Source organism: Shewanella sp. K8 (assembly GCF_028823715.1).
GTDB lineage: Bacteria > Pseudomonadota > Gammaproteobacteria > Enterobacterales > Shewanellaceae > Shewanella > Shewanella algae.
Genome location: NZ_JAPEHY010000039.1, coordinates 40819 through 51329, shown reverse-complemented (window position 1 = coordinate 51329; position 10511 = coordinate 40819). Strand labels below are relative to the sequence as shown.

Annotated in this window: 12 protein-coding genes; 3 read left to right on the top strand and 9 right to left on the bottom strand. The window is 51.9% G+C overall.

Going from position 1 to position 10511, the window contains the following annotated elements; genetic code table 11:
- Positions 1-200: 200 nt before the first annotated feature.
- The 3 genes from ON072_RS18080 to ON072_RS18070 form a co-directional block, all read right to left on the bottom strand.
- A complete protein-coding gene (locus tag ON072_RS18080; protein ID WP_044733833.1) occupies positions 201-938 on the bottom strand; it encodes a DsbA family protein in 738 nt (245 codons plus the stop codon).
- Between the two features lie 140 nt (positions 939-1078).
- Positions 1079-1720 carry a DNA-J related domain-containing protein gene (locus ON072_RS18075; RefSeq protein ID WP_261752945.1) on the bottom strand — a complete coding sequence of 214 codons (642 nt, stop codon included), beginning with the start codon at positions 1718-1720 and terminating at the stop codon, positions 1079-1081.
- Positions 1721-1850: 130 nt separating this feature from the next.
- Complete coding sequence (locus ON072_RS18070) at positions 1851-2504, bottom strand: oxygen-insensitive NAD(P)H-dependent nitroreductase NfsB (protein ID WP_025886967.1); 654 nt, start codon at positions 2502-2504, stop codon at positions 1851-1853.
- A 232-nt stretch (positions 2505-2736) separates the two neighbouring features.
- Between ON072_RS18070 and ON072_RS18065 the strand changes: the two genes are divergently transcribed.
- Together ON072_RS18065 and ON072_RS18060 are read left to right on the top strand one after the other, a co-directional pair.
- On the top strand, positions 2737-3099 hold the full coding sequence (locus ON072_RS18065; RefSeq protein WP_025011540.1) for an MbcA/ParS/Xre antitoxin family protein: 363 nt from the start codon (positions 2737-2739) through the stop codon (positions 3097-3099).
- 36 nt (positions 3100-3135) lie between these two features.
- Positions 3136-3882: an RES family NAD+ phosphorylase gene (locus tag ON072_RS18060; RefSeq protein WP_045283715.1), complete on the top strand. Its 747-nt coding sequence runs from the start codon at positions 3136-3138 to the stop codon at positions 3880-3882.
- A 13-nt stretch (positions 3883-3895) separates the two neighbouring features.
- Here ON072_RS18060 and ON072_RS18055 read toward each other — a convergent pair whose 3' ends face one another.
- The 4 genes from ON072_RS18055 to ON072_RS18040 form a co-directional block, all read right to left on the bottom strand.
- Complete coding sequence (locus tag ON072_RS18055; protein WP_107006061.1) at positions 3896-5461, bottom strand: hypothetical protein; 1566 nt, start codon at positions 5459-5461, stop codon at positions 3896-3898.
- Between the two features lie 98 nt (positions 5462-5559).
- Positions 5560-6285 carry an amino acid ABC transporter ATP-binding protein gene (locus tag ON072_RS18050; RefSeq protein WP_025886969.1) on the bottom strand — a complete coding sequence of 242 codons (726 nt, stop codon included), beginning with the start codon at positions 6283-6285 and terminating at the stop codon, positions 5560-5562.
- Complete coding sequence (locus ON072_RS18045) at positions 6278-6955, bottom strand: amino acid ABC transporter permease (protein ID WP_025011537.1); 678 nt, start codon at positions 6953-6955, stop codon at positions 6278-6280. Before ON072_RS18045 ends, ON072_RS18050 begins: the two co-directional genes overlap by 8 nt.
- Positions 6956-6961: 6 nt before the next feature.
- Complete coding sequence (locus ON072_RS18040) at positions 6962-7687, bottom strand: basic amino acid ABC transporter substrate-binding protein (RefSeq protein WP_045283734.1); 726 nt, start codon at positions 7685-7687, stop codon at positions 6962-6964.
- Between the two features lie 411 nt (positions 7688-8098).
- Between ON072_RS18040 and ON072_RS18035 the strand changes: the two genes are divergently transcribed.
- On the top strand, positions 8099-8665 hold the full coding sequence (locus ON072_RS18035; protein ID WP_025011535.1) for a phosphoribosyltransferase: 567 nt from the start codon (positions 8099-8101) through the stop codon (positions 8663-8665).
- A 67-nt stretch (positions 8666-8732) separates the two neighbouring features.
- Here ON072_RS18035 and ON072_RS18030 read toward each other — a convergent pair whose 3' ends face one another.
- Together ON072_RS18030 and ON072_RS18025 are read right to left on the bottom strand one after the other, a co-directional pair.
- Positions 8733-10022: a glycerophosphodiester phosphodiesterase family protein gene (locus tag ON072_RS18030; protein WP_274626130.1), complete on the bottom strand. Its 1290-nt coding sequence runs from the start codon at positions 10020-10022 to the stop codon at positions 8733-8735.
- Positions 10023-10208: 186 nt separating this feature from the next.
- A complete protein-coding gene (locus ON072_RS18025; RefSeq protein ID WP_025886971.1) occupies positions 10209-10421 on the bottom strand; it encodes a hypothetical protein in 213 nt (70 codons plus the stop codon).
- Between the last annotated feature and the right edge of the window lie 90 nt (positions 10422-10511).

Sequence of the window (10511 nt, the reverse complement as noted above, 5' to 3'; positions counted from 1 at the left end):
TCCGACTTCGACAGGCCCCGGCATGCCTTCAGTCAGATGCCTTGAACGCCAATTGTTGTGCAAGCCACTCTCTACAAAAGAGAGTGCCACGAGGACTTATTCGCACCTTCCCTAATAGACACTAGATAGCAAAAAGGCCACCTCCGGGTGGCCTTTGACTTGTTTGAGAATATAGCGTGTTATCGTTATACCGTCTGATTTCAGCGGCGACGTCTGGTGACGGCGGCGACACCGGCAAAGGCCAGGAACAACCAACCCAGGCTGCCGCCTTCATCTTGCTTGGCATCTTTTTCGGTAGCCAGGAAATTGATCAGATCGGTCAGTTCGCCCAGGGTGCGAATTTCTCCCAGGTTAACCATATATTTGTCGTTTACCACGAAGCTTGGCACGCTCTGAATGGCAAATTCATTCTGCTGCTTACGCCACAAGGCGATGACATCATTGATTTTCTTGCTGTCGGCCAAGGCATCATACTGGCTGACATCGACGCCGTTGGCGGCAAACAATTGCTTGATATCGTCGCGGCTATTGATAGCAGAAGTGTGCTTGTGTCCAGGGGCGGAATGGTCATGGCCATGGGCCCCTTCCTCGCCCTGAATGGCGGCAAACATAGGATGAACCAGCTTATCAGTCGCGCCCAGCTCCTGCATGATGGCCAGAGACTTCATCACCTCAGTGCCCAGATCGCTGTTCATAAAGTCGACATGCTTGCTGTCAAAGCTGACTTCTTTATTGAGACCAGCCTTGATGTCCGGCAGATACTGGGTTTCCATGCTGAAGCAGTTATGACAATAGAAAGAGTAGAACTCGGTGAGTTTGGGTTCTTCACTGCCTTTCTTGGCTATCTGGGTATAGTGTTTACCTTCGATAAAGTCGGCGGCGTTGGCGGCCAGCGGGATCAGGGTAAGTGCCATTGCGGCAACCAGTGGCTTGAGCAAAATAATCTCCTCAGAATTGACCGGGCGCAGCGCCCTTTGCTGTCAGGTTAATGTGACTGGCTTAATTATGACTTAAGCGTCGGCACCTTTGGCGGCCATTTCTGTGAGCGAGGCTAAGCTTTGACGGTTTGCCTGGTTATTCAACCTCGCAGGGCTTGCCAGGCTTCGCAGATCTGTCTGAATTTGGCGGCATCACCACCTTGCCTGTCCGGGTGCCACTTCAGCGCCAGTTTACGCCACTGGCGACGGATCTCCTTGTCGCTGGCGTCGGCTTCCAGCTCCAATACCCGCAGTGCCTCTCGTTGGGCAAAACGGCCGGGACGCGCGCCAATATAATCCTGATAACTGTTCCAGAAGGACTCCAGCATCTCACGAACAACATTGACGCAGGTGTCGTAGTTGTTCCAGTCGAGGTAGTAGTCTCTAAGCGCTGAGTCACCCTGTTGCAGTTGCAGCACATTGGCCGGTGGGATCCGCAGCAATATGATATCCATGGCCTGTACCTGCAGCCATTGGCCCGGCAACAGCATGTGTTGCAGTTCATAGAGGGCATTCATCAACAGGAAGTTGCGTTTGAACAGATCTTTCTCGGGCAGAGGATCCAAGTCGTGCATCAGTCCCTGCTGTTGTAATTCGGTGGCGAGGTGATGCACCTTCCAGGAGCGGTTGCTGCGTTTGAGCAAGCTGAGCAGCGGCCAGATAAGCGGGTTATCGCCCTTGAGTCGGGTCGGCTTGACCTCAGTGGTCTCTGGCTGGGCCAGCGCGGGTTTGGCAAGCAGCATGGTAGCAATCATTCATCCTGAACTGACGATAAAATCTACTATGCCACAGGTGTCCGTGGGTGCAAGGTGAAAATAATGGAACCCGGCGTGGAGCCGGGTTCTGAAAGGGATGATGCAAACTCGTTCCTCGTTAGATCTTGGTAAACAGCTCTTCCTGAGGCAGGCGAGATTTGGGCAACTTGGCGTTGAAGTCAGACTCGTCATGGTAGCCAAGAGCCACAACCACGCTGGCGGTCAGGCCCTGTTCTCTCAGACCCAAAACCTGATTGAGTTTGCTGGCATCGAAGCCTTCAATAGGGGTTGCATCTATGTCCAATACGCTGGCGCCCAGCAGTAGAGTACCCAGCGCCAGATAGGTTTGTTTCTCCATCCAGTGCTGCAGATCCTTAAGTTCGAACTTGTGCATATTGGTGAAGAAAGAGCGGCCGTTGTGTTGGCCTTGCTTGGCGTTTTCGTCGGCGAAGCGGCCATCGGCATCTTCTTGCTCAAGCAGACGCAGCAGATGGGCTTCGTCCATGTTGTTGCGGGTACAGAGTACTACCACGTGGGAAGCGTTGAGGATCTTTGGCGTGTTGAAGCCATAGTCTGCAGTAGACTCGGCAATTTTGGCTTTGCCTTCATCTGTCGCGGCCAGTACAAAGTGCCATGGCTGGGAGTTCACCGAGGAGGGGCTGAACTGCAGCAGACTCTGCAGATCTTCAATTTTATCCTGGGGGATCTTCTTGTTGGGATCAAAAGCCTTGGTGGTATAGCGCTTTTTGGCAAGGTATGTCAGATCTGTCATGTCACTGCTCCGGACAAATGAGGCTGAAATTGTTTTGGCATTCTACGATCTCTGTTGCGCTTTACAACAGTGTTTCTGCTGCAAGCTATATCAAAAATAAATTGAAAGTACGCTGGTGGGGAACCACCTCTCGATGCCAACAAGATTGCGTTTGCATGTTTTTTGGCTGTTAAATTGCGTTTACTGTATATCTTGGTTAATATATGGACAGGTTTATGGCGGAGCAGCAAAGATGAATACCCTAGAGAAAGCCAATGCAGCCGAGGTATTATTCAAGGCGTTTTCCAATGCTTGCAGCGAGTTACAACTTACCCAGGCCGAGGCCAGCCGTATCATAGGTGTTAATCCCAGCACCTTGAGCCGTAACAGCGGCAAGGGGTTTAAACCCGATTCCAAGCAGGGGGAGCTGCAGTTGCAGCTTATCCGCCTGTATCGCTCGTTGTATGCCATAGCGGGTGGTGAGAAAGCCTTTATGCGTCACTGGCTCAACAGCCCCAACAAGGCGCTGAATGGGACCCCCAAGACTTTATTGCAAACCGTGGTTGGCCTGGTGAGTGTTAACCAATATCTGGATGCGATGCGAGGCAAGGTCTGACAGCCATAGCCGGTGACAGGAGACAAATAACTGAAAATGGATTTTAGCGCGTTAGAGCCGCAGGACTTTTTCCCTCGCCCCTACCTTGGCCGCGGTTATCGCCTGGTCGAGTCCCAGGAAGAAGCCGCCACCCTGAGCCTGGTGGATGATTTTGACGAACAGATGCTGCTTGAGTCTCTGCTCGATGAGGTTAAACCGCCTTACCGAAGTGGAACAGAGCACTTGCATTATCTGCTCAAGACCCCGTTTCGTTATCCGCCGCTGCGCCATGGCTCGCGCTTTGGCAGTATCACAATGGAAAGCTTCTTTTATGCCAGTGAATCCTGGCAGACCTGTTTGGCCGAAGTTGCTTACTATCGTTTTGTCTTTATGGCAGACATGCTGGAGCCTTATCTGGAGCCGCTGCGCTCTGAGCATATGCTGTACTCTGTGGATATCAATGCCCGCGATTGTGCCGACCTGACGCTATTGCAGGGGCAGGAAGTGCAGCAGCAACTGACTCACAAGTCGAACTATACCTATACCCAGGCTATGGGGGCCTGGCTGCTGCAACAGCAGGCGCAGATGATCCGCTACACTTCGGCCAGAGCCGAAGAGGGCGTTAATCTGGCGCTGCACGATCCTTTGGTATTGCAATCAACTGAGCCGCAGGAGTGTGAATACTGGATCTGCCAAAGCTCGGCCGCCAAGGTGGCTTTCAGTCGTCGTAATAGCCGTAGCATGCCATTGACCTGGTTTTTAAAAGACTTTTTGCAGGACGGGCAGTTGCCGCGTCCTGCCTGAGTGCAGAACTTAGTCAGGATTGCGTGGTGATAAACAGCGGGTTGGAATAGAACCAGAGATCGCCGTAGTTACGCTCATTGATGTCGTTGTACCATTGCTGCACCTGCTCCCCTTCGGCCTGTGGCAACACCTCTGAACGCAGAGGTGTGCCCTTGTTGGTCAAGCCGCTGACGTTGTAATCCAGGTTAGTACCACGCAGGCGGAAATACTGCTTGCCATCGGCGATAAAGCTGAAGCTCATGTTGTAGAAGCCATCGCTGTCTTTTTGCCAGTCGGCCTGGGTGAATGACTTGATCACCCGGGTGCTGTCGTTGGTTTCCTTTTGCCAGGCAGCCGTTCCCGGCTTGGCCCGCTCACCGATATCGCCAGCAATCAAATCGATATGATGTACTCCCGGATTAATGCCGGCGTAGTGTTCATTGCCGATATCGCTTTCCTTGTTATTCAGCTCAGGGCTGCGGAACCTGATATTGATAGTGACCTTGTCACCGGCCTTGGCGCTCAAGGTTTGTCCCATAGTGATGGTTTGATCACCGCTATTCATCTGGAAATCCAGCCCATCGATTAGATCGCCAAATACCGCAAAGCTGTTCCCCGAGCGTAGCCCTTCAAGCAGGGCCTGGGTGCCTTCACCCTCAACCCAGGTGTAATTCTTGGCGTATTCGCCGGGATAATAACTGCTGGCGTAAGGTGGCCTGGTCTTGAAGTGAATATCCGAGTTGCCCATGTTCCAAATCCTGCGCCCTTCGCCCAGCAGCGCATCCCACCAACCGCCGACTTCGGCCACGACGGGATCGACACCGCCGTAAACACCGCTCGATCTGTCACCATAGTCACCGCGGTTGCCACTGAACTGGCCGCCAACCATGCCTTCCACCAGGAAGAAGACCTCAGGCGCGGCATCGTGAAGCTCCCTGACTTCGGCTATGGTGTAGCTGTCGAGATAGCGTCTGGGGTGATTGAGCATGCCGTAGCTCTGTTTGGGGAAGTGTTGCTGCAGCCAGGCGAGCGCCGCTACGGCATCTGCATGGGTTTGATTCTGACGCTTGACGCCGGCGGCCTCCCAGGCGGCGAGATCTTCGGCTGCGAAATCCTCCGGCTCATTCTTGGCACTGAAGCTGTACTCGAAGGTTTTAATCGCATCCAGAGTCCGCTGTTCATCGGCCAAGATGGCGATATTGAAGTGTTCGTGAGTCGGCATATCCCACTCAAAGCCGGAGTAAACCAACTTGCCCGGGTAGTTGGGCATCAGGCTGGCGAGTCCGGGTTTTTCGTAGCGGGAGAGGGCATCATAAAAGAGAATGCCGCCTAGATCGTTATCTTCATTGTCCTGGCTGTTGTTGCGCATATGGTTGGTCAGGCTCATATAATCCAGGCCAAAGTCCTCAAAGCCCCACTTGAGAATATCGGCCTGGGTCTCTCTGGCATCCTGGGAAACCGCAGTGTGAACATGAAGATCGCCTTTGAGCCAGCGACCCGTTACCGGCTCGGGAGTTTGAGTGTCGTTATCTGAGTTACAGCCGGCCAACAGGGCCAGAGACAGCAGTGACAATGCTGCGACTTGATGGGATTGACGCACGAATAACCTCTCTATATTGGGCGTTTGGGAAAGCCCCCAACATAGAGAACAAAGATGGCAGATTTATGGCACTTTTGTACTAAAAAGTTACCCTGTGCTCAGCGCAGCACCTTGGCAAGGAAGCCTTGAGTACGGGGATTTTGCGGCGCATTGAAAATCTGCTCCGGCGTGCCCGCTTCCTGGATCACCCCTTCATCCATGAAGATCACCCTGTCAGACACCTCGCGGGCAAACCCCATTTCGTGAGTGACTATCACCATGGTCATGCCGTCGCGAGCCAAAGATTGCATCACATCCAGTACATCGCCGACCATTTCCGGATCCAGCGCCGAGGTGGGTTCGTCAAACAGCATCAGTTCGGGAGACATGGTCAGGGCTCTGGCAATGGCCACCCTCTGTTTCTGGCCGCCGGACAAACTGGATGGATAGGCATCTTTCTTATCTGCCAGGCCAACCTTACCCAGCAGTCCCAAAGCCTTGGCTTCGGCCTCGGCCGAACTCATCAACCCCAGCTTGACCGGTGCCAGCGTCAGGTTGGCCAACACTGTCTTGTGGGGAAACAGGTTAAAGTGCTGGAATACCATGCCCACTTTCTGTCTGAGCTTGTCGACACAGGCCCCCGGCGCCGTTATCGATTCACCGGCTATCCGTATTTCGCCTTCAGTCGGTTGCTCCAAAAGGTTGATACAGCGAAGAAAAGTACTCTTGCCACTACCACTGGGGCCTATAATACTGACCACTTCTCCCTTGGCGATATGCTGATCTATGCCTTTGAGTACTTCCAGTTTGCCGTAGTACTTGTGCAGGTTGGTTATCTCAATCACTTTGTTTCAGCCTCGCTTCAAACTTACCCAACAGCCAGGTGAAGCTGTAGGTCAACAACAGATAGATAAGGGCACAAGTCAGCAGCGGCACCACATCTTCGAAGGTTCGGCTGCGGATGATTTCACCGGCACGCATCAGATCCACACCACCGATAAAGCCGATGACGGCCGTTTCTTTCAAAAGCACGATAAATTCATTGCCGAGCGCCGGCAGAATATTCTTGATTGCTTGTGGCAACACTACCTCACGCATGGTCAGTGAATGGCTCATCCCCAGAGAGCGGGCGGCCTCGGCCTGGCCCTTGTCAACCGCCTGGATACCGGCACGGATGATCTCACTGATATAGGCGCCACTGTTGAGGCCAAAGGCGATGATGGCGGCTGTCACCTTGTCGACATCCATGGCGGCCAACACGATAAAGTAGAGGATCACCAGTTGAACCACTACAGGGGTACCGCGGATCACCCCGACATACAGCTTGGCCGGCCAGCGCAGATACCAGCGCTCGGACATACCCATCAAGGTGGTGAGCACCCCGAGAATGGCACCGAGGATCATGGCGAAGAAGGTCACAGTCAAGGTGACCTTGAGGCCGTTTAGGATCAGCAAAATACCGATCATGCCGTCTTCCCCTATGGGGGTAAACAGCGAAGAGATTATTGCATCCATCTAAGATTACTTCTGATACTTTTCAAGGAGTTGTTGGTATTCACCTGAGCTTTGCAGTCGTGACAGGGTGGCATTGATCTGGCCGAGCAGTTCGGGTTGATTCTTGGAGACTGCAATACCGTAAAACTCGGGTGAGAAGTCGATATCCAGTTGTTTGAGAGTGGGGTTCTTGGCCAGATAAGTGGCCGCCGGTTGGCTGTCGAACAGTACCAGGTCTACCTTGTGGTTTTTCAGCTCCATAAAGGCTTCAAAACCCGTATTGAAGGCCACGACTTCGGCCTTGAGTTCCTTGGCCATGATGTCGCCGGTAGAGCCCAGCTGCACCGCAATCTTCTTGCCGGCAAGATCAGCCGAAGTGCTGAATATCTGGCTGTCCTGATTGACTATCACCACTTGGGTGGCTTCGTAGTAAGGCGTGGAGAAGTTGACGCTCTTTTGCCGCTCATCCGTGATTGTCATGCCGGAGGCGATAAAATCGATTTTGCCTGAGTTCAGCGCCACTATCAGAGAGTCGAACTTGAGGTTTTCTACCTTGAGGGTTTTACCGGCGTCGGCGGCAATCGCCTTGGCAATATCGATATCCAGCCCTTTTACCTCATCACCATTGGCGCCCCCCATATATTCAAATGGAGGGAAGGCAGCATTGGTACCGACGACCAGTACATCTTGATCTTTACCGCAGCCGGTCAACAGCAAAGCCGTGACAGTGGCCAGAAGCAGGGATTTTTTCATCATTGAAGATACTCTTGAAGAACCGTATGGCTGGCACTATAGCCAGTTCGAACGCATCAATCAATAACTAATCATAAAAAATGACTAATTATTCATTTGTTGGTTTTGTCTTGTTAGAAAATCTTTGTTAATTAGTTTGTTATTTATTAATTGAACATGCTTAAGTGAATAAAGTAGATATTGCTCAACTAGGACTGAGCGACTAGAGAAGATTTTTTGTCGCCTGAGACACAAGAATGTGCATTTGGCACAGCGCCAAAGAAAAATTTGTTATAAAATGCGCGCCCAAAATCCTCTGCCTGCCTACAATGGTGGAAGCCACTCCGGATTTTGGAACCGGCCTCCAATTCAGTACCTGCCAAAAGCAGACAGCGAAGCACACAAAATAGAACAAGATGGGGTCGCATACCTATGACAGAAAAACGCTTTATTACCGCACAGGAATTGCTGGAGGACTCATTTCGTCTGGCAGCACAGGTCTATGACAGTGGCTTTCGGCCGCAGTTTATTGTTGGGATCTGGCGTGGCGGCGCCCCGATAGGGATTGCGGTACAGGAGTTTTTCGACTTCAAAAAAGTGGAGACCGACCATATTGCGGTGCGTACTTCATCCTACTACGGCATAGGCACAGACAAGCAGAGCAAGGAGATCAAGGTTCATGGTCTGCACTACATTGTTGAAAATGCCAATGCCGATGATGGTTTGCTGATTGTTGATGATGTTTTTGACTCCGGCCGCAGTATCTTTGCACTGAAGGAGAAACTCGGTCAGCTGATGCGACTGAACATGCCCAAGGATATCCGTATCGCTTGTCCTTACTACAAGCCACAGAACACTGCGGTGCCACTGAAGCCCGACTACTATATCCATGCCTCGGATGAATGGTTGGTATTCCCCCATGAAGTTTCCGGTTTGAGCCCGCAAGAGCTGGCTGAAGGTAAGGGCGATTTGAGAAATATCAAAGAGTTGTTCCTCTGATAAAGGGTTTCTATCATCAAATACTGAAGAGGGCACCAATGGGCGCCCTCTTTGTTGTTCGCACTCGTTATATGTCCATGCAGTTGGCGTAATAAGTCACAGTCGCCGGCCAATCGGAGAAGACTCCCAAGACCTCTACTTCTTTGGCCAGTACATCCAGCAGTTGATAGACATCGCCATCATTGTTGATGCCATCGCTGATGCTCTGATAATACCAACCACCGCCTTGCGCCAGGGGGCCAGAGCGTTCCAGTGACCAAGTGATTATTTTAAGCCCGGCTTCCTTGGCCGCCAGAGCATAGGCCGAGGGAACTATCTTGCCACTGTCATCCAGTGCCACCAATACCCACAAGGGCGGTGCAATGATTTCGACTCCCAGCGCCTTGAGCCTTTGCATATCGGCCTGCCAATGGGCCAAATCATTGGGGTTAAAGCTGCTGTCTGAGTCATACCTGTCATCCAGATAAACGGCCTGCTTGCCAAAATCGGCGTTATTGGCCAACCAGTATTGCACATCCTTCAGATTAAATGACTGGGGATAGACATCTTTTGCCGGCACCCCGGCGGCCTGATATTCGTCGATCATCTTCTGAGCATAGTCCTGTTGGCTAAAGCCATCGAAGGGCATGGGCACACTGGCGGACTTGAGTTCAGGCGTCATCTTGACCTTGGCTTCTTTAAACAGAGCTATGCTCTCGGCGTGGGTCATCAATGTGCCACAACTGGCGTAGAGATCAGTGCGCCAGGCAGGAGTGCCCTCCATAAATTCATGCGCCGTGGTGGCCTTGGGATTAAAGCCATCCATCTTGCCGCAAAGCTGTTTGAATTCGTCCAGGGTTATATCACAGGTACAGCACTCGGCGCTGGCGTTAACACCATTGGCAGCATCGGCGGGAGAGAAAGGCTGACGGCATTTGGCTGCCAACTCAGGGATACCCAGGATATTGGTGGTTGTGGCCAGATCGCATTGGGAGTGCCGACAAACCAACTGTTTATCGGCGGTGAAGGTGACATCGCATTCCACTATTCCGGCACCGGCATCTATGGCTGCCATATAGGCTTCTTTGGTGTGCTCAGGGAACTGCATGGAGGCGCCGCGGTGGCCTATGCTGAAGTCGGTGCGATAAAAGGGCCCCTGGCTGCATTGTGCCAGTTTATCTTTGAGCGGCCCTTCATCCATGTCATTTACCAGAAACAGGGGACGGGGGCCCAGATTGGCGCCAACTTTCTCCTGCTGATCCTGTGTCGGGGTTGAAGTATTGGCGTTGTTGTCATTGCTGTTGCAGCCACCGAGCAACAGGCCAAACAGTACAGAGCCAAGTAATACCGACGTTGTTTTGGAGTGAAAAGCCTTCATTAAGCAGATCCTCATACTATTTCACACAGGAGTTTACTCACTTGGCGAGAATGGTATTTAGTCATAAACAGGCCGCTTAAGCTAAAGACGGTTGATGACAGCCGGATAGCAAAATCATGACAATTAACTTAATTAATACAGTATCTTGTTCCGGATATACTGAAGAGAAACCTATTGCGTTAGCCCTTAGAGCCGATTGATCTTGTCCTTCAGATCGTAGCTTTTGTCCGTGACTATGGTTTCCAGATTGGCAATTCGCTGCCTCAATTCATCCACTTCCCGTTGCAGTTTTTCAACTTCGCCATTTTGGTGGTATTGCTGCTTGCGGTTGTAATCCTTGATGAGTATCACGGCAAAGATGCCTATGACTATCACAAGCATCAGACTGATTAATCCCATAACGACTCCTTGGTGTTAAGCATGTTGAACATTCTGGCACAGTATAGGGGGACAGGAAAATCAAGGGCCTCATTGAGGCCCTTGTTCTGT

Bases quoted from the DNA above. Each gene is read 5' to 3' on its own strand.
- ON072_RS18060 (WP_045283715.1), top strand. From the start codon at position 3,136: ATGGATTTTAGCGCGTTAGAGCCGCAGGACTTTTTCCCTCGCCCCTAC.
- ON072_RS18065 (WP_025011540.1), top strand. From the start codon at position 2,737: ATGAATACCCTAGAGAAAGCCAATGCAGCCGAGGTATTATTCAAGGCG.
- ON072_RS18045 (WP_025011537.1), bottom strand. From the start codon at position 6,955: ATGGATGCAATAATCTCTTCGCTGTTTACCCCCATAGGGGAAGACGGC.
- ON072_RS18025 (WP_025886971.1), bottom strand. From the start codon at position 10,421: ATGGGATTAATCAGTCTGATGCTTGTGATAGTCATAGGCATCTTTGCC.
- ON072_RS18075 (WP_261752945.1), bottom strand. From the start codon at position 1,720: ATGCTGCTTGCCAAACCCGCGCTGGCCCAGCCAGAGACCACTGAGGTC.
- ON072_RS18040 (WP_045283734.1), bottom strand. From the start codon at position 7,687: ATGAAAAAATCCCTGCTTCTGGCCACTGTCACGGCTTTGCTGTTGACC.
- ON072_RS18070 (WP_025886967.1), bottom strand. From the start codon at position 2,504: ATGACAGATCTGACATACCTTGCCAAAAAGCGCTATACCACCAAGGCT.
- ON072_RS18030 (WP_274626130.1), bottom strand. From the start codon at position 10,022: ATGAAGGCTTTTCACTCCAAAACAACGTCGGTATTACTTGGCTCTGTA.
- ON072_RS18035 (WP_025011535.1), top strand. From the start codon at position 8,099: ATGACAGAAAAACGCTTTATTACCGCACAGGAATTGCTGGAGGACTCA.